The 19,243-nt window shown below is 64.2% G+C and carries 17 protein-coding genes; 8 read left to right on the top strand and 9 right to left on the bottom strand.

What is annotated here, in order from left to right:
• Positions 1–121: 121 nt before the first annotated feature.
• Positions 122–1,375: a 2-aminoadipate transaminase gene (locus A9O65_RS08795; protein ID WP_064701890.1), complete on the bottom strand. Its 1,254-nt coding sequence runs from the start codon at positions 1,373–1,375 to the stop codon at positions 122–124.
• Between the two features lie 202 nt (positions 1,376–1,577).
• Between A9O65_RS08795 and A9O65_RS08790 the strand changes: the two genes are divergently transcribed.
• Positions 1,578–2,492: a LysR substrate-binding domain-containing protein gene (locus tag A9O65_RS08790; protein WP_064701889.1), complete on the top strand. Its 915-nt coding sequence runs from the start codon at positions 1,578–1,580 to the stop codon at positions 2,490–2,492.
• Here the strand turns inward: A9O65_RS08790 and A9O65_RS08785 are convergent.
• Positions 2,489–3,394 carry a LysR family transcriptional regulator gene (locus A9O65_RS08785; protein ID WP_064701888.1) on the bottom strand — a complete coding sequence of 302 codons (906 nt, stop codon included), beginning with the start codon at positions 3,392–3,394 and terminating at the stop codon, positions 2,489–2,491. The genes A9O65_RS08790 and A9O65_RS08785 overlap by 4 nt on opposite strands.
• Before the next feature lie 121 nt (positions 3,395–3,515).
• Here A9O65_RS08785 and amaB point away from each other — a divergent pair, with 121 nt between their 5' ends.
• The 4 genes from amaB to amaA all read left to right on the top strand — a co-directional run bounded on the left by amaB (position 3,516) and on the right by amaA (position 8,170).
• Positions 3,516–5,009, top strand: a complete 1,494-nt coding sequence (amaB, locus tag A9O65_RS08780; protein ID WP_064701887.1) for an L-piperidine-6-carboxylate dehydrogenase — start codon at positions 3,516–3,518, stop codon at positions 5,007–5,009.
• A gap of 124 nt (positions 5,010–5,133) precedes the next feature.
• Positions 5,134–6,585: a sodium-dependent transporter gene (locus A9O65_RS08775; RefSeq protein ID WP_082920147.1), complete on the top strand. Its 1,452-nt coding sequence runs from the start codon at positions 5,134–5,136 to the stop codon at positions 6,583–6,585.
• Entirely contained in the window at positions 6,582–6,893 is a 312-nt protein-coding gene (locus A9O65_RS08770) for a DUF8026 family protein (protein ID WP_064701885.1), read from the top strand. Before A9O65_RS08775 ends, A9O65_RS08770 begins: the two co-directional genes overlap by 4 nt.
• Entirely contained in the window at positions 6,890–8,170 is a 1,281-nt protein-coding gene (gene amaA, locus A9O65_RS08765) for an L-pipecolate oxidase (protein ID WP_064701884.1), read from the top strand. Before A9O65_RS08770 ends, amaA begins: the two co-directional genes overlap by 4 nt.
• A gap of 36 nt (positions 8,171–8,206) precedes the next feature.
• On the opposite strand, the gene A9O65_RS08760 is transcribed toward amaA, so the two are convergent.
• The 4 genes from A9O65_RS08760 to A9O65_RS08745 all read right to left on the bottom strand — a co-directional run bounded on the left by A9O65_RS08760 (position 8,207) and on the right by A9O65_RS08745 (position 12,503).
• Positions 8,207–8,935, bottom strand: a complete 729-nt coding sequence (locus tag A9O65_RS08760; protein WP_064700017.1) for an amino acid ABC transporter ATP-binding protein — start codon at positions 8,933–8,935, stop codon at positions 8,207–8,209.
• Between the two features lie 74 nt (positions 8,936–9,009).
• Positions 9,010–10,104, bottom strand: coding sequence for an amino acid ABC transporter permease (locus A9O65_RS08755; protein WP_064701883.1), 1,095 nt, complete (start codon positions 10,102–10,104; stop codon positions 9,010–9,012).
• Position 10,105: 1 nt separating this feature from the next.
• Complete coding sequence (locus A9O65_RS08750) at positions 10,106–11,281, bottom strand: amino acid ABC transporter permease (RefSeq protein ID WP_064701902.1); 1,176 nt, start codon at positions 11,279–11,281, stop codon at positions 10,106–10,108.
• A gap of 193 nt (positions 11,282–11,474) precedes the next feature.
• A complete protein-coding gene (locus tag A9O65_RS08745) occupies positions 11,475–12,503 on the bottom strand; it encodes an amino acid ABC transporter substrate-binding protein (RefSeq protein ID WP_064701882.1) in 1,029 nt (342 codons plus the stop codon).
• A gap of 285 nt (positions 12,504–12,788) precedes the next feature.
• On the opposite strand from A9O65_RS08745, the gene A9O65_RS08740 reads away from it, so the two are divergent.
• Positions 12,789–13,397, top strand: a complete 609-nt coding sequence (locus A9O65_RS08740) for a hypothetical protein (RefSeq protein ID WP_064701881.1) — start codon at positions 12,789–12,791, stop codon at positions 13,395–13,397.
• A 15-nt stretch (positions 13,398–13,412) separates the two neighbouring features.
• On the opposite strand, the gene ahpF is transcribed toward A9O65_RS08740, so the two are convergent.
• The 3 genes from ahpF to A9O65_RS08725 form a co-directional block, all read right to left on the bottom strand.
• On the bottom strand, positions 13,413–14,969 hold the full coding sequence (gene ahpF / locus A9O65_RS08735) for an alkyl hydroperoxide reductase subunit F (RefSeq protein WP_064699993.1): 1,557 nt from the start codon (positions 14,967–14,969) through the stop codon (positions 13,413–13,415).
• 138 nt (positions 14,970–15,107) lie between these two features.
• A complete protein-coding gene (ahpC, locus tag A9O65_RS08730) occupies positions 15,108–15,671 on the bottom strand; it encodes an alkyl hydroperoxide reductase subunit C (protein ID WP_064699992.1) in 564 nt (187 codons plus the stop codon).
• 152 nt (positions 15,672–15,823) lie between these two features.
• Positions 15,824–16,513, bottom strand: a complete 690-nt coding sequence (locus tag A9O65_RS08725) for a type 1 glutamine amidotransferase domain-containing protein (RefSeq protein ID WP_064699991.1) — start codon at positions 16,511–16,513, stop codon at positions 15,824–15,826.
• Positions 16,514–16,743: 230 nt separating this feature from the next.
• Here A9O65_RS08725 and A9O65_RS08720 point away from each other — a divergent pair, with 230 nt between their 5' ends.
• On the top strand, positions 16,744–18,369 hold the full coding sequence (locus tag A9O65_RS08720) for an amidohydrolase (protein ID WP_074749314.1): 1,626 nt from the start codon (positions 16,744–16,746) through the stop codon (positions 18,367–18,369).
• A complete protein-coding gene (locus tag A9O65_RS08715) occupies positions 18,326–19,243 on the top strand; it encodes a CobW family GTP-binding protein (RefSeq protein WP_082920018.1) in 918 nt (305 codons plus the stop codon). Before A9O65_RS08720 ends, A9O65_RS08715 begins: the two co-directional genes overlap by 44 nt.

Here is a 19,243-nt window from a genome sequence, read left to right as displayed (position 1 = left end):
GTGCGATTGGCGTAGTCCGGAGCGATCTCGCCGGCAAAGCCGGCCTCGCGCAGGGCCTCGAGGAAGGCCCGGTAGCGGGCGGCGGTGGGCGCATCATCGTCCTCGGCGACGAGCCTGGCAATCATGGCTGCAGCCGCCCCAGGGCTCTCTCGAGCCTCGCCAATCCTTCTCCCAGCACCTCGGGCTCAGCGGTCAACGGTGGCAGCAAGCGCAGCACATTGCGTCGCCGACCGCTGGGCATCAGCAGCACGCCTGCCTCGCGAGCGGCGACGAGCAGGGCCGCCAGATGTTCGGCGCCGGAGGCCTGGGGCGTATCCTCGAAGACGATGCCGCGCATGGCGCCCACGCCGGTCATCTCGCCGAGCATCGGATAGCGGCCGGACGCGCGCCAGTCGCGATACGCCTCCACGACCCGCATCTCCTGGCGCTCGCTCCAGTCGGCCAGGCGTTCCTCGCTCATCAGCTCCATCACCGTCCGGGCCGCGGCACAGGCGACGGCATTGCCCGAATAGGTACCACCCAGGCCGCCTTTCGGCGGGGCATCCATGATCTCGGCCTTGCCAGCCACCGCCGCCAGCGGCAGGCCGGCGGCCATGCTCTTGCCCATCAGCAGCAGGTCGGGCTCGACATCCAGGTGGGAAAAGGCGAAACGCTTGCCGGTGCGCCCGAAACCGGACTGAATCTCGTCGAAGATCAACACGATGCCGTGGGCATCGCACAGCGCTCGCAGGCGCGTTGCGAAATCGGCGCACAGCAGGCGAAAACCGCCCTCACCCTGGACCGGCTCGACGATGATGCAAGCCACCTCGTCGGCGGGTATCTCGACCTCGAACAGCCGTTCTAGGGCGGCCATGGCGGTGTCGGTATCGATGACACCATCGCGGCTCGGAAAGGGCAGATGATGCACCGGCCCGGGCAAGGCACCGAGACGATTCTTGTAGGGCTTGACCTTGCCGTTGAGGTTCAGCGCCGCCAGCGTGCGGCCATGGAAACCGTCATCGAAGGCGATCACGCCCTGGCGCCCGGTGGCGGCACGAGCGATCTTGAGGGCATTCTCGGTGGCCTCGGCACCGCTGTTGGTGAGCATGCAGGACAGCGGATACGACACCGGCACGAAGGCATTCAGGGCCCGAGCCACCTCGAGGTAGCCACGATGCGGCAGAGCATTGAAGGCGGAATGCATCAGGGTTTCGACCTGCGCCTTGACCGCCTCGACCACGGCGGGATGGCCATGCCCCAGGTTGAGCACGCCGATACCGCCGACGAAGTCGACATAATGCGTGCCCTGTTCGTCCCAGACCTCGGCGTTGCGGCCCCGTTCGATGCAGATAGGGTGCACGATGCCGAGCGAGTCACTGATGTTCGGGAGGTCCATGTCGTCGTCCTGTGGGAGCGTATGACCATGATGAGAACAGAGCCGTGTTCCGGGCTTCAAACGAAAAAAAGCGCGCTATCCATTCCCTATCGTCATGCATTATGCTGAAGCATCGAAGATATCGACGATTATTCGGCCTCTCGCCCGGTGCATCGCCCCTCTACCATGACGAACGAGAATCCATGAATCGCGGAGCCCAGGCATGACGGCACGCCACCTTCCCTCGACCATCACCATGCAGTGCTTCGAAGCGGCCGCGCGGCACATGAGCTTCACCCGTGCCGCCGATGAGCTGAGCATCACCCAGAGCGCCGTCAGCAAACAGGTGGCACAACTCGAGGCGTACCTACAGCACAAGCTGTTCCGACGCGTGCGCCGCACCCTGGTACTGACGCCGGAGGGCTCTCTGTACCTTACCGAGGTACGCAAGATCCTGGCCCAGATAGAGATGTCGGCGAATACCATCATGACCTACAGCGGCCAGGGCGAGATACTGCGGGTGGCCAGTCTGCCGACCTTCGGGGCCCGCTGGCTGGCTCGCCAGTTGCCCGACTTCCTGGACGCCAATCCACACATCGACCTGAGCGTTCGCGACCATGTCGAGGCCTTCGACCTGGATCAGGAGGACATCGACGTGGCCATCTTCCACGGCCATGGCAGCTGGCCGAACCTGGAGTGCCACAAGCTGTTCGACGAGGAGGTGGTCGCGGTCGGCGCACCCGACTACCTGGCCCGACAGCACCTGGCGAGTGCCGCCGATCTGGCCGAGTGCCGCCTATTGCATCTCTCTACGCGCCCCGATGCCTGGCACCGCTGGTTCGCCGATCAAGGCATCACCACCGACCGCAGTTACCACGGCACACGCTTCGAGACCTTTCAGATGCTGATCCGCACGGCGATGAGCGGCGGTGGCCTTGCCTTGGTGCCGCGTTTCTTCGTCGACGTCGAGCTGACCGAGGGCCGGCTGGCCCTGGCCTGGTCGCACGTGCTCCAGGGACCCGACGCCTACCATCTGGTTCACCCGGAACACCTCGGCGACCTTTCCCGGGTGCGCCGCTTCGTCGACCATGTGCTGGCGTGTGCCGAAGCGGATACGCCGGCCGGCACATCACGTTAGGGAGCCCCACCGGGACCGTCCCGATGCTCGAGTATCCAGTCGATGAAGCCTCGCACCTTGGCGACCTCTCCCTTGTGTTCGGGGTAGGCCAGGTAATAGGCATCCCGGCTGGCCAGGCCGAACGACCAGGGAATCGTCAGCAGGCCGGCCTGTAGTTCCTCCTCGGCCAGGAAACGCGGCACCAGTGCCACGCCGCAGCCGGCCCGGGCCGCACGCAGGGCCATGTAGAAGGTATCGAAACGCGGCCCGTGGTAGCTGTGCTCGGTATAGCAGTCCTGAGCCTCGAACCAGTCGTGCCAGGCCTCGGGCCGTGTCGCGCTCTGCAGGAGCACCAGCCGCGTCAGCGCCAGCGGCTCCTGGATGCCGCCGTCAGGCAATGCAGCCGGCGCACAGACCGGTACCATCTCCTCGTCGAGCAACCGGATGCATTCGGCCCTCGGCCATGCGCCGTGGCCGAAGAAGAAGGCGACATCGACGCGCTCCTCCTCCAGGTCGAAGGGCTCCGAACGATTGGCGATGTTCAGGTAGACCCGTGGGTGCCGGAAGCGAAAGCCATTGAGCCGCGGAATCAGCCAGCGCGCTCCGAAGGTCGGCAGGGTGGTGACATTGAGCACTTCGCTCTGTCCGCCGTAGGACTGCATGTAGCGCGTGGACATCTCCACCTGCGCCAGGATCTTGCGCACCTCGGTGAGATAAAGCGAGCCCTCGGGGGTGACCTGGAGCCGCTTGCGTACCCGCCGGAACAGCGGGTGCTCAAGCACCGACTCGAGCTGGGCCACCTGCTTGCTGACGGCGCTCTGGGTCAGGTTCAGCTCGTCGGCGGCACGAGTGAAGCTCATGTGCCTCACCGAGGCCTCGAAACACTGCATGGCGGTCAGGGTGGGCAGGTGTCGGCGGTTCATGCGCGGCTACAACCAGAAAAAAAGGAATAACCTCCATATAAAACGTCGTTTGAAGGGCGTCAACCACCGCGCCAATACTGGTTTCGTTTTCCGTATCCAGAAATGAACAGTAGGAGGAAGAATGATCGAATCCCTCATGCAGCGCCTCGGCGTCTCCGAGAACACTTACCACCAGGGCGACTTCACGGTCACCTCACCCACCGATGGAAGCGAGCTCGGTCGAATCCATCTTGAGGGCGCCGATACCGTCGAGGCCCGCGTGGTACGTGCCCAGCACGCCTTCGAGCAATGGCGCCGGGTGCCGGCACCCCGCCGCGGCGAGCTGGTTCGGCTGTTCGGCGAGCAACTGCGCCGCCACAAGGAAGATCTCGGTGCCTTGGTCACCCTGGAGTGCGGCAAGATCTACCAGGAAGGCCTCGGCGAAGTGCAGGAGATGATCGACATCTGCGACCTGGCCGTCGGTCAATCGCGCCAGCTCTACGGCCTGACCATCGCCTCCGAGCGCCCCGGTCACCACATGCGCGAAAGCTGGCATCCGCTGGGGCCGATCGGCCTGATCACCGCCTTCAATTTCCCGGTGGCACCCTGGGCCTGGAATGCCGCTCTGGCTCTGGTTTGCGGCAACAGCCTGCTGTGGAAGCCCTCCGAGAAGACCCCGCTCACCGCCCTGGCCTGTCAGTCGCTGCTGGAACGTGCCATGGCCGAATTCGGCGACGAAGCGCCCGAAGGCCTCAGCCAGGTGATGACGGGAGACCGCGAGGCCGGCGAACGCCTGGCCGACGACCCGCGCGTGCCGCTGATCAGCGCCACCGGCAGCACCCGCATGGGTCGCGAGGTCGCACCTCGGGTCGCCGCTCGTTTCGGCCGCAGCATCCTCGAACTGGGCGGCAACAACGGCATGATCCTGGCACCCAGTGCCGATCTCGACATGGCGGTTCGCGCCATCCTGTTCTCCGCCGTGGGCACGGCCGGGCAGCGCTGCACGACCCTGCGCCGCCTGATCGTCCATGAATCGATCCGCGACGAGGTCGTCGAGCGCGTGAAGAAGGCCTATGCCGGCGTGACCATCGGGGACCCCATGGAAGGCAGCCTGGTCGGCCCGCTCATCGATGCCCAGGCCTTCGACCAGATGCAGTCCGTGCTCGACCAGGCACGCCAGCAGGGCGCCAGCGTTTTCGGCGGCGAACGCCGGCTCGCCGAGCAGTATCCCGACGCCTACTACGTGACCCCGGCCATCGTCGAGGTCGAACAGCAGGACGATCTGGTCAAGAACGAGACCTTCGCACCGATCCTCTATGTGATGAGCTACCGCGGCTTCGACGAGGCCATGGCCCTGCACAACGACGTGCCCCAGGGGCTGTCGTCGTGCATCTTCACCAGCGACGTGCGCGAATCCGAAGCCTTCATCTCGGATGTCGGCAGCGACTGCGGCATCGCCAACGTCAACATCGGGCCGAGCGGCGCGGAGATCGGCGGTGCCTTCGGCGGCGAGAAGGAGACCGGCGGCGGCCGCGAGTCCGGCTCCGACGTCTGGAAGAGCTACATGCGTCGCCAGACCAACACCGTCAACTATTCCCGCGAGCTACCACTGGCTCAGGGCATCAAGTTCGACTGATCACGCGCGTCACCGTCCCGGTCACGGGGCGGCACTTCGTTGCGCGGGTGTGCATGACATTCCGAAGAATGCGGTCAGTTTTCCTGCACGCCCGATCCTCCAGGACATGTCATGGAGTCCACAGATGACAACAACAATTTCCAGAGAACAATGGGGTAGCCGCTTCGGCTACCTGATGGCCGTCGTCGGCGCCATGGTCGGGGCCGGCAATATCTGGCGCATGCCCTACGTGACGGGTGAGAACGGCGGGGGCGCCTTCCTGATCGCCTACTTCCTGCTGCTCTACCTAATCGCGGTGCCCGGCCTGATGGGCGAGACCAGCCTCGGGCGCCATACCCGGCAGGGATTGATCGGCACCTTCCGCAAGCTCTACGGCAATAGCCGCCTTGTCGGCCTTGGGCTGGTGATCCTGATCTTCAACATCGTGCTGATGTCCTACTACTCGTCGATCGTCGGCTGGTCGATCTACTATGCCTTTCATGCCGTGACCGGTACCTTCACCCAGACCAACTTCGACACCGCCGCCCTGTGGCAGGCCTTCAGCGGCAACACGGCCTTGAACGTCGGCATGCACAGCGTCGCCATGCTGCTGGTCACCAGCATACTGCTGCTTGGCATCAAGGGCGGCATCGAGCGTCTGGCCAAGTGGATGATGCCGATCCTGACCATCGCCCTGATCGCCATCGCCATCCGGGGCGTGACGCTGCCGGGCGCCATGGCCGGTCTGGAATTCAGCTTCTCGCCCAACTGGGCCTACCTGACACGGGGGGAAACCTGGCTGGCGGCCCTCGGCCAGGCGTTATTTTCCACCGGACTCGGCTGGGGCATCGCCCTGACCTATGGCAGCTACCTCGGCCGCAACGACGATATTCCCCTCGGTGGCGGCATCTTCACGGCGATCGGCAACACCAGTTTCGGGCTGCTCGCCATCTTCGCCGTCTTTCCCATCGTCTTCGCCTTCGGCATCTCGCCCAGCTCCGGCGCCGAACTGGCCTTCGTGGCCCTGGCCAATGCCTTCGGCAGCATGACAGGCGGTTATCTCTGGGCCCTGCTGTTCTTCATGGGCTTCTTCTTCGCCAACCTGACCACCGCCATCGCCATCACCGAGGTCGGCGTCACTACCTACCGGGAGGAGCGCAACACCAGCCGCACCAAGGCCGTGCTGACCATCTGCGGCATCATCTGGCTGCTGGGCATCCCGAGCGCCATGAACGCCGACATCCTCGGCTACCTGGACTTCGTGGTCGGCAACTGGGGGCTGCCGCTGGCGACCTTCATCATCATGATCGCCATCGGCTGGAAGTTCGATGCCCACCGGCTGCGTGTGCTGAGCCTCAACCGGGGCGCCGACCTTTACGTGCCGCGCATCTGGGAGCTCGTCGTGCGCTACCAGATTCCTGCCATCATGCTCGGCATCATGGCCTACTTCCTCTACACCAACCTCGGTCAGACGCCCTGGAAGACGGTCAGCGGCCTGGCCCTGCTGACCCTGATGATCCCGCTGTGCATGTGGATCATGAACCGTCGCCATGACACGCCCCAGGTCGCCACGTCCACAGGAGATCAGTCATCATGAGCCTGTCCGCCATCATCGTCATGCTCGCGTCCATCGTTGCCCTGTGGGGTGTAGCCGGTTATGCCCTGGTCGTCTCGATGCGCCACGAGGAACGCAAACTGTCCCTGCTTCACTCTCAGGGCGATTTCGAACCCTTCTCGCCACGCGCCTTCCGGGATCTCGAGCACTGGCTGACGCAGCATCCCGACAGCGAACACGCCCCGGAGATCCGGGAGTGGCAAGGCGTGCAGCGCCAATCCCTGCAGCACAACCCACAACGCTTCTACGACTGGTCGAACGCCGACGACGATACCCGGGAGGCAGCATGAAATCGGCCTGTATCTGGACGTCCACATCCCCCGAGCGGAAGCGGGAATATCCACGCCTGGAAGGCGATGCCAGGGCCGATGTCGCCGTCATCGGGGGCGGCATCACCGGGCTCAGTACCGCCCTGCACCTCGCCGAGACCGGCGTCTCGGTGGTGCTGCTGGAGGCGGGGGACATCCCCAGCGGCGGCTCCGGGCGCAGTGTCGGCCTGGTCAACGCGGGGATGTGGATCCCGCCGGACGATATCCTCGAGGCCCTGGGCTCGGAAAACGGCGAGCGTGCCAACGAGGTGCTCGGCCGTGCCCCCGCCGAGGTCTTCGCGCTCATCGACCGCCACGGCATCGACTGTCAGGATACCCGGACCGGCACCCTGCACCTCGCTCATAACGGCAAGGGCGCCGAGGAACTGGCCCGCCGCTTCGAACAGTTCTCGCGGCGCGGCGCGCCGGTCGAGCTGCTCGAAGGAGAAGAGTGCCGGCGACGCGTCGGCACGTCCCGCCTCCACCGTGCCCTGCTCGACCGACGGGCCGGCACCCTCAATCCGACGGCCTATACTCGAGGGCTCGCCCGAGCGGCCCATGCGGCGGGCGCCAGCCTTCATACCCACAGCGCCGCCGAGGGTATCCAGCGCGACGGTGACGCCTGGCGGGTCGACACGCCGCTGGGCAGCATCCGGGCACCGCGCCTGGTGATCGCCACCAATGCCTACACCGAAGGGCACTGGAATCAGGTGCGCGACCACTTCTTCCGCGGGCACTTCTACCAGGTTGCTTCCCCGCCGCTACCCGACAACGTCGCCGGCGATATTCTGGCCGAAGGCCAGGGAGCCTGGGATACCCGAACAGTGCTGAGCAGCATGCGTCGCGACGCCGAGGGTCGGTTGATCCTCGGCAGTCTGGGGTGCGGCGACAGCAAGCCGGCATCGTTCCTGCGCTGCTGGGCCGATCGGGTGCAGCGCCATTACTTCCCGCAACTGGGGCAGGTGGACTGGGAATGCACTTGGACGGGCCAGGTAGGGTTCACGCCGGACCACACCCTGCGCCTGTTCGAGCCGGCGCCGGGCATCCTGGCCGCGGCCGGCTACAACGGTCGCGGCATCACCACCGGCACAGTGGTTGGCCAGGGCTTCGCCCGCTACCTCACCAGCGGCGATGATGGCCTGCTGCCGCTACCCATCCGTCGCGCCCGACCACTACGCGCCAAGCCGCTCTGGAGCACCGCCTACGAAAGCGGCTTCACCCTCTACCACGCCGGGCAGTGTCTTCGGATCGTCGCCTGAAGCGCGAACGCCACACTGCGGTGTGGCATCTTTCTTTCAATGCCCCAGGATCTGGCTCAGGAACAACTGCGTGCGCTCGGATTCCGGGTTGTTGAAGAAGGTCTCGGGCGGCGCCTGCTCGATGATCTGGCCCTGATCCATGAAGATCACCCGATCCGCCACCGTCTTGGCAAACCCCATCTCGTGGGTCACGCAGAGCATGGTCATACCGTCGCGGGCCAGTTCGACCATGACATCGAGCACCTCCTTGATCATCTCCGGGTCGAGCGCCGAGGTCGGCTCGTCGAACAGCATCACCTCGGGACGCATGCACAACGCCCGGGCAATGGCCACACGCTGCTGCTGCCCGCCGGACAACTGGCCCGGATACTTGTGGGCCTGATCGGCGATCTGCACCCGCTCGAGGAATTCCATGGCGGTCTTCTCGGCCTCGGCGCGGGGTTTCTTCTGCACCCAGATCTGGGAAATGCAGCAGTTGTCGAGCACCGAGAGGTGCGGAAAGAGGTTGAAGTGCTGGAACACCATGCCGACGTTGCGGCGGATCTGTTCGATGCGCTTGACGTCCTGGGTCATGGTCACACCATCGACCACGATGCGCCCCTGCTGGTGCTCCTCCAGGTGGTTGAAGCAGCGGATCAAGGTCGACTTGCCCGACCCCGAAGGGCCGCAGACGACGATGCGTTCGCCCCGCGCTACCGTCAGGTCGATGTCGCGCAGCACGTGGAAGTCGCCGTACCACTTGTTGAGCCCCTCGACCTCGATCATCGGAGAGTCCGAGGAGGACGCACTTGCCGAATTGCTTGCCGTCATGACGATATTTCCTTGTTATTAGGGCTGAATTAGTGACCTGTATGCAAACGCCGCTCGATATACTGGCTATACCGCGACATGCTGAAACAAAAGATCCAGAACATCAGCGCGGCGAACACGTAGCCTTCGGTGGCGAACCCCAGCCAGTTGCTGTCGGTGAGCCCCGCACGGATGATCGCCAGCAGGTCGAACAGGCCGATGATCAGCACCAGCGAGGTGTCCTTGAACAGCGCGATGAAGGTGTTGACGATCCCCGGAATCACCAGCTTCAGGGCCTGCGGCAGCACGATCAGCCCCATTCGGCGCCAATAGCCCAGGCCGAGCGCCTTGGCGGCCTCCTCCTGGCCCGAGGGAATCGCCTGCAGGCCGCCGCGCACCACCTCGGCCATGTAGGCGCTCCAGAAGAACATGATGCCGATCAGCGCGCGCAGCAGCTTGTCGAACTCCACCTCGGTGGGCACGAACAGCGGCAGCATCACCGAGGCCATGAACAGCACCGTGATCAGCGGCACGCCACGCCAGAATTCGATGAACACCACGCACAGGCTACGCACCAACGGCATCTTCGAGCGCCGCCCCAACGCCAGCACCACGCCAATCGGCAGCGAGCCGACGATACCCACGGTGGCCACCGTCAGGGTCAGCATCAACCCGCCCCACTCGCGGGTCGGCACCGCCTCGAGCCCGAAGTGTCCGCCCAGCAACAAGAAGTAGGCCACAATCGGGAAGCCGACCAGGGCGAAGAGGCCGACCCAACGCTTGGCCGGCAGACGTGGAATCGCCAGCCAGGCGATCAGCAAGGCCATCATCGTCAGGACGAGATCCACTCGCCATCGCGCCGCATCCGGATAGAAGCCATAGATGATGGTTTCGAAACGGGCGCTGATGAACACCCAGCAAGCGCCCTCGCCCGTACAAGCCTCACGGGTCGAGCCCAGCCAGTCGGCATCGATCAGTGCCCACTTCGCCAGGGGCCACAGCACCATGGCCAGCAACACGATGGTCAACAGGCTGGCCACACTGTTGAACGGGCCATTGAAAAGGTTGGCGCGCAGCCAGCCGACCACCCCACGGCGCATGTCCGGCGGACGACGCGCCTCGATCATCTCGGTTCGTGTCGCCATCTCATCGCTCCTTGAGCAGGGTGCGCGCGTTGTAGAGGTTCATCAGCGCCGATACCACCAGGCTGATCAACAGATAGACCGCCATGGTGATGGCGACGATCTCGATGGCCTGCCCGGTCTGGTTGAGGGCCGTCCCGGCAAACACCGCCACCAGGTCCGGATAGCCGATGGCGGTGGCCAGCGAGGAGTTCTTGGTCAGGTTCAAGTACTGGCTGGTGAGCTGCGGCACGATCACGCGCATGGCCTGGGGAATGACGATCTTGCGCAAGGTCACATCGCCCGGCAGGCTGATCGCCCGTGCCGCCTCGACCTGTCCCTGGGGCACCGACTGGATGCCCGAACGCACGATCTCGGCGATGAAGGAGGCCGTGTAGATGGATAGCGCCAGCCACAAGGCCACCAGTTCGGGAATCACCGTCACCCCGCCATTGAAGTTGAAGCCGCTCAGTGTCGGCACGTCCCAGGCCAGCGGCCGGCCGGTCGCCAGAAAGGCCGCCAGGGGCAGGCCGATCAGAATCAACGCACCCAGTCGAAAGACCGACAACGCCTTGCCGGTGCGGGCCTGCCGGCGACGGGCAAAGACACTCAACCCCACCACTGCGATGACCGCCAGCAACAGCGCCCAGAGGGTCGCCGAGAATCCTGGCAGCGGCTCGGGTGCAGGCACGACCAGACCGCGCACGTTGAGGAAGAAGGCCTCGAACAGCGACAGGCTCTGGCGCGGGCTTGGCAAGGCCTGCAGGACCGCGAAATACCAAAACAGGATCTGCACCAGCAGCGGAATGTTGCGGAAGATTTCGACATAGGCGGCGGCGAGCTTGGCCATCAGCCAATTGCTCGACAGCCGGGCGATACCCACGATAAAGCCGATGATGGTCGCCGCCACGATCCCCATGCCCGACACCAACAAGGTGTTGAGCAGGCCCACCACGAAGGTGCGCGCATAGGAACTGTCGCCGCTGTAGTCGATCAGGGTCTGCGGAATGGAAAACCCGGCGCGTTCCTGGAGAAAACCAAAGCCCGTGGTGATGCCACGAGCCTCCAGGTTAGCCAGGGTGTTGGTCACGATCATGGCGATGAAGCCCAGCAGGGCCAGCAACAGGATCGCCTGAATCACCAACGCACGAACGGCGGGGTCACGCCATAGCGGCCCTCGTTCGGAAGAAGAACGCTGCATGTCGAGCCTCGAATGGATATCACGACCCACCACCATCCTCCTTGGGGAGAGGACGAGCGGTAGAAGCTGGAATCGGCAGGGCCAGGCGCGACTCGGCCACCGACGGACCCGACGATACGTCGGACCCGCAGGATAGCCGCCAGGGAGGGCGGCCATCGCTCAAGCCGCGCCGGCCCGTATCCAGGTTATTGGCTCAGCGAACCGGCGGTGCGTAGAGAATGCCGCCCTCGTTCCACAGCGCGTTCATGCCGCGACTGATGCCCAACGGCGAGTTCTCGCCCACGGTGTCGGCGAAGACCTCACCATAGTTCCCCACCTGGGAAATGATGTTGTAGGCCCAGTCGTTGCCGAGGCCGAGCTGTTCGCCGTAGGTGCCGTCGACACCCAGCAGGCGCGCTACACCGGGATTGGGCGGGTCCTGCTTCATTTCGTCGACGTTGTCGCTGTTCACGCCCATTTCCTCGGCGTTGACCATGGCGAAGATCGTCCACTTGACGATGTCGAACCACTGATCGTCGCCCTGGCGCACCACCGGCCCGAGCGGTTCCTTGGAGATCAGCTCGGTGAGGATCTCGACGCTGTCCGGCTCCGGCAGCTGCAGGCGCAGGGCGCTGAGCTGGGAGGTATCGGAAGTCAACACATCACAACGACCACTGGCGAAGCCCTGGGCCGTCTGGTCCGGGGTGTCGAAGGTCACGGTCTTGATATCGATATTGCGAGAGGGGAAATAGTCCGCGAGGTTGAGTTCATGCGTGGTACCGGACTGGATGCAGATCGAGGCACCGTTCAGGTCGTCCAGGCTCTCGATGCCCAGTTCCTTGTCGACCATGAAGCCCTGGCCATCGTAGAAGGTGGTGGCGGTGAAATTCAGCCCCAGGGAGTTGTCCCGGGTCGCCGTCCAGGTGGTATTGCGCGAAAGGACATCGATCTCGCCGGATTGCAGCGCGGTGAAACGCTCCTTAGCGGTCAGCGGGGTGAAGGCCACCTTGTCGGGATCGCCGAAGATGGCCGAGGACACGGCTCGGCAGGTTTCCACGTCCAGGCCTTGCCAGGTGCCGTCCTCGTCCGATGAGGAGAAGCCGGCCAACCCGACGTTGACACCACAGTGCAGTTCGCCGCGTTCCTTGACCTCGTCCAGGGTCGCCGCCGAGGCAGAAGCGGCCGTTCCAAGCGACAGGGTGGCGAGGGATAGGGCCACCAGCGTCTTGTTGTTATTGCGCATGACCAGAAACTCCATTGTTGTCTTGTAATGTGCATGCATGGGTTCGCTATGCGACGCCTGCGAATTTAGCAACCCCCTCGCCGCCGCGGCAACGCTCCCATTAAACGTTTGCCACAACGCCGGAAGCCTATCGCCTACTCCCTCGTGACTCCCCTCTTCGTGTCTCGCCGATCAGGTTCGGACAGGATTCGATCACGGCGCGCCCCGTACGGGGTGGAAGCAGAGGGCCGGACAGCCGAGCACGCGACATGCTAGCCTGCGCGGGTCACGGTTGTGGAATGTCCCATGCGTCTTGTCACCCTCCTTGCGAGCGGGCTGCTGCCACTTGCCACCCTGCTCGCCACGCCCGCCCTGGCGACCAGTTTCAACACAGGCGATGTCCAGTCCCATGGCGACTGGCATTCGCTGAGCCTGACCCTTGGCGAGGAGCGCCATGTCCGCGCCATCGAGCAACACAGCTACGCCGACAGTGTGCTCAGCGCCAACGCCACGCCCGGCGCCTGCGCGCGCCCCTGGCTGGAAATCCGCGTGGCGCTCGATGACGTCCAGGCCAGAAGCACCACCTGGGACCGGGTGCCGGTGGATCTGCTGGTCGACCGCGACGGCATCCACAGCGGAGAGGGCGCCTTCATCACCGAACGCGGCGACGATGGCTTCTACGTGCGCCTGTCGATGCCGGATACCGATGCCCTGCTCGATGACATGCGCCACGGCGAGACACTGCGCCTGCGCATTCACCGGGCACCGGAGGACTACTGGTTCATGACCTTCAGCCTGGACGGCGCCGACCAGGCATTCACCCGCATGAACCGCCTGTGCGAGACGCCAGCCGAAAGCCCAAAAGACAACGCCCCCGCCGGTAAACCGACGAGGGCGTCATCCGCCACGGGATGATGGCTTGGCCAGGAGTTACTGACGAATCAAGTAATCGAAGGCCCCCAGCGCTGCTCGCGAGCCTTCACCCAGCGAGATGACGATCTGCTTGTAGGGCACAGTGGTCACATCGCCGGCGGCGAAAATGCCCGGCACCGAGGTCATGCCACGCTCGTCGGTGACGATCTCGCCATGCGGGGAAAGCTCGATGGGCGAGTCGCGCAGCCACTCGGTGTTCGGCACCAGGCCGATCTGCACGAAGACGCCTTCCAGCGCGATATCGCGCAGCTCGCCGCTGGCACGTTCCTCATAGGTGAGGCCGGAGACCTTAGCCCCATCGCCATTGATCTGGGTCGTCCGCGCGCCCTTGATGATCTCGACATTGGGCAGGCTGGCGAGCTTCTTCTGCAAGACCTCGTCGGCACGCAGCTCGTCCATGAACTCGATCAGGACGACTTCCTTGACCAAGCCGGCCAGGTCGATGGCCGCCTCGACACCGGAGTTGCCGCCGCCGATCACCGCCACACGCTTGCCCTTGAACAGCGGGCCGTCGCAGTGCGGGCAGTAGGCCACACCCTTGTTGCGATACTCGGCCTCGCCCGGCACGTTCATCTCCCGCCAGCGGGCGCCGGTAGCCAGCACCAGGGTGCGGCTCTTGAGGCTCGCTCCGGAGGCGAAACGCACCTCGTGCTCGCCACCCGGCTCGCTGGCCGGCACCAGCTCGACGGCCCGCTGGAGGTTCATGATATCGACGTCGTACTGCTTGACGTGCTCTTCCAGCGCCGCAGCCAGCTTGGGGCCTTCGGTATAGGGCACCGAGATCAGGTTTTCGATGCCCAGGGTGTCGAGCACCTGTCCGCCGAAGCGCTCGGCAGCGACGCCGGTACGAATGCCCTTGCGTGCCGCATAGACGGCCGCCGAGGCGCCGGCCGGGCCACCGCCTATCGTCAGCAGGTCGAAGGCCGGCATGGCGTTGAGCTTCTCGGCCTCACGTGCTTCGGCACCGGTATCCACCTTGGCCAGGATCTGCTCGAGGCTCATACGGCCCTGATCGAAGGGCTCGCCATTGAGGAAGATGCCGGGCACCGACATGACCTCGCGGGCGTCGACCTCGTCCTTGAACAGGGCACCGTCGATGGCCACGTGGCTGATGCCGGGGTTGAGGACGGCCATCAGGTTCAATGCCTGAACCACGTCCGGGCAGTTCTGGCAGGACTGCGAGAAATAGGTCTCGAAGTGCAGGCCTTCCGGCAGCGACTTGATCTGCTCGATTGTCTCGTCGCTGGCCTTGGGAGGATGCCCCCCCACCTGCAGCAGTGCCAGGACCAGGGAAGTGAATTCGTGGCCCATGGGAATGCCGGCGAACACCACGCCGGTAGATTCCCCCTCGCGATACAGGGCGAAGGACGGCGCCCGGGCGTCGTCGCCGTCCTCGCGCAGGCTGATCTTGTCGCTCAGACCCGCGACCTCCTGCAACAGCGTGTGCAGTTCTCGGGACTTGTCGCCGTCATCGAGGGTGGCGACGATCTCGAACGGCCGCGTGACCTTCTGGAGATAGGCATTGAGCTGGGATTTCAGATTGTCGTCCAACATAACGGCGATTTCCTCGTCGCGGATCGTCAAGACGCAGTTCGCCCTCACGCTCGCGGAGCGGCGCGTCTTGCATGAAATTCGGCTGAGAGCAGCCCGGGCAAAGCCCGGGCTCACCAGGAAGGTGTCGGCAGGGCTTGCTTAGATCTTGCCGACCAGATCCAGGGACGGCGCCAGAGTCTCTTCGCCTTCTTCCCACTTGGCCGGGCAGACTTCGTTCGGGTTGGCACGCACGTACTGGGCGGCCTTGACCTTGCGCAGCAGTTCCTCGGCGTTACGACCGATGTTGCCGGCGTTCAGCTCGACGATCTGGATCTTGCCGTCGGGATCGACCACGAAGGTGCCACGGTCGGCAACACCGTCTTCCTCGATCAGCACGTCGAAGTTGCGAGACACGACGTGGGTCGGGTCGGCCAGCATCGGGTACTGCAGTTTGCCGATGGTCTCGGAGCTGTCGTGCCAGGCCTTGTGCGTGAAGTGGGTGTCGGTGGAGACACTGTAGATTTCCACGCCCAGCTTCTTGAACTCTTCGTAGTTGTCGGCCAGATCACCCAGCTCGGTCGGGCAGACGAAGGTGAAGTCGGCCGGGTAGAAGAAGAAGATGCTCCACTGTCCCTTCAGGCTTTCCTCGGTGACGTCGATGAATTCACCGTTGTGGTAAGCGGTGGCCTTGAACGGCAGGACTTCGGTATTGAGCAGTGACATCGATGATGCTCCTTGCTGTCGTGGATGTACGTGTGTAAGACGCCGCCTAGCATATCTATCAGCGTCGCATAGGGTAAATTGAACGCTCTGATCCAACCGATAGGGAGTTCCTAAGAACCGCCCCTTGCCGATCGCAGACGCCCTCGCGGCGCTCAATCCCGGGACAAGAGCCGATCGCGCAGGGCCTCGCCTACACCGGTGGCCGATTGCGGGTTCTGCCCCGTCACCAGACGACCGTCGGTGACCACCTGGGCCGTCCAGTCGGCGGCAGGATGTAGCCTCGCCCCACGCTCGGCGAGGGTCGATGCCAGCAGGAAGGGCACGACCTCGGTGAGCCCGACCGCAGCCTCCTCGGCATCGGTAAAGGCCGCCACGTCGCGATCGGCGACCAGGTAAGTGCCATCGGACAGGGTCACGTTCACCAGCGCGGCAGGTCCGTGACAGACCGCCCCGACCAGGCCACCCTGCTCCCAGATCGCACGGGTCTTGTCGTTCACGGCAGCGTTCTCGGGAAAATCCCACATGGCGCCATGGCCGCCGGCGAAGAAGATTGCCGCATATTCGGCGGGGTCGATCTCGGCAAGCGCCCTGGTATTGCGGAGCCGTTCGCGGAAATCGGCATCGTTCCAGTAACGGGCATTCGTCTCGTCGTCGAGGTCGAAGCCGTCCACGGGCGGCTCGCCGCCTTGAATGGAAGCGAAGTCCACCGGGATGCCGGCCGCCTCGAACACCGCCAGTGGGTGGGTGACCTCGGACAGGAAGAAACCGGTCGGATCACCGCCCTCGCCCTTGGTGCCATGGCTGGTCATCACGATGAGAATCGGTTGGCTCGCATTACTCATGGTTCGACTCCTCCGATCAGGCGATGCACGCCTGTAGTGGGATGTACCCGGAACATTCGGGCATGAACGCCATAAAACAAGGCCTGTCCTGCAATCGCAGATGACGCTCGGGCCATCACGTCGCCCATTCCCGCTCCACCCGGCCCTCCTCGCTCCATTGCCTGGCGTTCCCGAACGGGTCGGAATCGTCTTCTCCTACACTGAAAGGGATGGCGTCTGGAGGAGGTCGTATGTCCATCACTGCCTACACGGCGAAAACCATTCGTACCATGAATCCCTCGCAACCTGCCGGCCATTGCGTCGCCGTGCATGAAGGCCGAGTCCTGAGCGTTGGACCGCTGGAGGAGATCAGGCGCTTCGGCGAGGTAGAGATCGATGACCGCTATGCCGACAAGGTGCTGGTGCCAGGTTTCGTCGAAGGGCACAGCCATGCACTGGAAGGCTCCCTCTGGGAGCATCTCTATCTGGGCTATCACGACAGGATCGCCCCTGACGGAGCTCGCTGGGAAGGCCTGAAGACGCCAACAGCCGTGCAGCAACGCCTGGCGGCCCATCTCGACGAGGGTGCGCCGGCGACTCCCCTCATCGGCTGGGGCTTCGATCCGGTCTATTTCGACGGCGAGCGCCTCGACAAGCGCCTGCTCGACGCCGTCAGCCACCAGCGGCCCATCGTCGTCATGCATGCCAGCCTGCACGCCATGACGGTCAACAGCGCGACGCTTCGCCTGATCGGGCTGGAAGAACAGGTGCTGGAGGGCATCGTCCGCGATGTGGAGGGTCAACCCAATGGCGAATTGCAAGAACTGCCGGCCATGCACCTGGTCTTCGATGCCCTGGGCTTCGATATCTTCGACGGCGCCTCCAGCGAGCGAGTACTCGTACGCTATGCCCGGGCAGCCAGGCGAGCAGGGATCACGACTCTGACCGACCTGCTCAATCCGCTGAGCGATGCCACAGTCGATGCCCTGCGTAACGCCACGGCTCGTCCCGATTACCCGGTTCGCCTGGTCCCCGCCCTCAACGCCCTGGCCTGGGAGCCGGAAGCCGGCAGCAGGCGCCTGCACGAGGTCATGCAGCACAATCACGAACGCCTGCACTGCGGCCTCGTCAAGCTGGTCACCGATGGTGCCATCCAGAATTTCACGGCACGCCTGCAGTGGCCGGGTTACCTGACCGGTCCTCGGAACGGTGTCTGGAATGCACCACCGCAGACATTCCATGACATGGTGCAGCACTATCATCAGGCCGGGCTTCAGCTGCATGTCCATACCAATGGCGATGAGGCCGTGGCGATCATCCTCGACGCCCTGGATGAGGCCCTGGCGATGTGGCCCCGACCGGACCACCGCCATACCCTTCAGCATGTTCAGTTGATCCGCCAGGACCAGCTACGACGTGCCGCGCGGCTCGGTGTCTGCCTGAACATCTTTGCCAACCATATCTATTACTGGGGCGATATCCATTTGACGCGAACGCTAGGTTTCGACCGGTGCCAACGACTGGAGCCTGCCGCCAGTGCGGATCGCCTGGGCATTCCCTTCGGTATTCATTGCGATGCACCGGTCACTCCCCTCTCTCCGCTGTTCACAGCATGGTGTGCCACGACACGAGAGACCTCTGGCGGTACATCGCTCGGCGATGCCGAGAAGATCAGCCGCGCCCGGGCACTGGAAGCCATTACCCTGGGCGCTGCCTATACCCTCCGCCTGGATGACTGCATCGGCAGTCTGGAGCCAGGCAAGTGGGCGGATATCACCGTGCTTGACGAGGATCCCCTGACGAGCGAGACACCACTCAAGGATATTCGCGTGCATGACACTCTCCTCGGCGGGTACCCGACCGGCAATGGCGAGTAACGAGATGGCAGCAGACATCCCCACCACGCTGTTATGCGGCTTTCTCGGCAGCGGCAAGACGACACGCATCAACCATCTGATTCATGCCGGCAAGCTGCAGGATGCCCTGTTTCTGATCAATGATTTCGGCCGCCTCAACATCGACGCCGAGCTGGTCGAGTCACGGCAGGACAATATACTGCGGCTGACCAACGGCTGTGCCTGCTGTGGTATCTCGGGCAATCTCTCGGTACAGCTGCGCGATATCCTCGGTTGGTCGCGACGCCCCGGACGCCTCGTCTTCGAGGCCAGCGGTATCGCCCGACCGCGGCCCCTGATGCAACTGCTCGATGCCGCCCGGGGTTATCGGCTCGACGAGAGCGAGTCACTGGTCGATGCCAGCGCCGTCGAACGGCACTTAGGCGACGATGCCATCAATGAAGTCTTCACCGCACAGATTCGCGAGGTATCGCGGCTACGCATCAATCGGATGAACTGGCTGAGCGACGAACACCAGGCCTCTGTCCTGCGGCGTATTACCGCCATCAATCCCGGCGCGCGCATGACGCTCGAAACAGCGCCACAAGGGCCGCCATCGGCACCGTCATGTCCAGGGTCCGGCACCGGCCCGCTTACCACGCAGAGCGTGAGATTTGCACATCCTATCGACGTGGCGACGCTCGATATGCTGCTCGCTGACGCGGCAACGGAGCTGCTTCGGGTCAAGGGCCTGGTCATCGCCAACGATGCTGCGCGAAGCCGCTACCTCGTGCAGGTCGCCGGCGGTCGCATGACGCGCATTGCCACCACCGCCGGGCGTTCTCAGGCCCTGGTCGTGATTGGCCACAAGGGCGACGCGCTCCAGGCATTGCTGGATGCGTTGCACGATCTCTGA

The sequence above is a fragment of the Halomonas caseinilytica genome (assembly GCF_001662305.1).
In the GTDB taxonomy this organism is placed as follows: domain Bacteria; phylum Pseudomonadota; class Gammaproteobacteria; order Pseudomonadales; family Halomonadaceae; genus Halomonas; species Halomonas caseinilytica.
The sequence above is the reverse complement of the archived record's forward strand: the minus strand, read 5'-3'. Positions and strand labels throughout refer to the sequence as shown.

Bases quoted from the DNA above. Each gene is read 5' to 3' on its own strand.
- A9O65_RS08795 (WP_064701890.1), bottom strand. From the start codon at position 1,375: ATGGACCTCCCGAACATCAGTGACTCGCTCGGCATCGTGCACCCTATC.
- A9O65_RS08790 (WP_064701889.1), top strand. From the start codon at position 1,578: ATGACGGCACGCCACCTTCCCTCGACCATCACCATGCAGTGCTTCGAA.
- A9O65_RS08785 (WP_064701888.1), bottom strand. From the start codon at position 3,394: ATGAACCGCCGACACCTGCCCACCCTGACCGCCATGCAGTGTTTCGAG.
- amaB (WP_064701887.1), top strand. From the start codon at position 3,516: ATGATCGAATCCCTCATGCAGCGCCTCGGCGTCTCCGAGAACACTTAC.
- A9O65_RS08775 (WP_082920147.1), top strand. From the start codon at position 5,134: ATGACAACAACAATTTCCAGAGAACAATGGGGTAGCCGCTTCGGCTAC.
- A9O65_RS08770 (WP_064701885.1), top strand. From the start codon at position 6,582: ATGAGCCTGTCCGCCATCATCGTCATGCTCGCGTCCATCGTTGCCCTG.
- amaA (WP_064701884.1), top strand. From the start codon at position 6,890: ATGAAATCGGCCTGTATCTGGACGTCCACATCCCCCGAGCGGAAGCGG.
- A9O65_RS08760 (WP_064700017.1), bottom strand. From the start codon at position 8,935: ATGATCGAGGTCGAGGGGCTCAACAAGTGGTACGGCGACTTCCACGTG.
- A9O65_RS08755 (WP_064701883.1), bottom strand. From the start codon at position 10,104: ATGGCGACACGAACCGAGATGATCGAGGCGCGTCGTCCGCCGGACATG.
- A9O65_RS08750 (WP_064701902.1), bottom strand. From the start codon at position 11,281: ATGCAGCGTTCTTCTTCCGAACGAGGGCCGCTATGGCGTGACCCCGCC.
- A9O65_RS08745 (WP_064701882.1), bottom strand. From the start codon at position 12,503: ATGCGCAATAACAACAAGACGCTGGTGGCCCTATCCCTCGCCACCCTG.
- A9O65_RS08740 (WP_064701881.1), top strand. From the start codon at position 12,789: ATGCGTCTTGTCACCCTCCTTGCGAGCGGGCTGCTGCCACTTGCCACC.
- ahpF (WP_064699993.1), bottom strand. From the start codon at position 14,969: ATGTTGGACGACAATCTGAAATCCCAGCTCAATGCCTATCTCCAGAAG.
- ahpC (WP_064699992.1), bottom strand. From the start codon at position 15,671: ATGTCACTGCTCAATACCGAAGTCCTGCCGTTCAAGGCCACCGCTTAC.
- A9O65_RS08725 (WP_064699991.1), bottom strand. From the start codon at position 16,513: ATGAGTAATGCGAGCCAACCGATTCTCATCGTGATGACCAGCCATGGC.
- A9O65_RS08720 (WP_074749314.1), top strand. From the start codon at position 16,744: ATGTCCATCACTGCCTACACGGCGAAAACCATTCGTACCATGAATCCC.
- A9O65_RS08715 (WP_082920018.1), top strand. From the start codon at position 18,326: ATGACACTCTCCTCGGCGGGTACCCGACCGGCAATGGCGAGTAACGAG.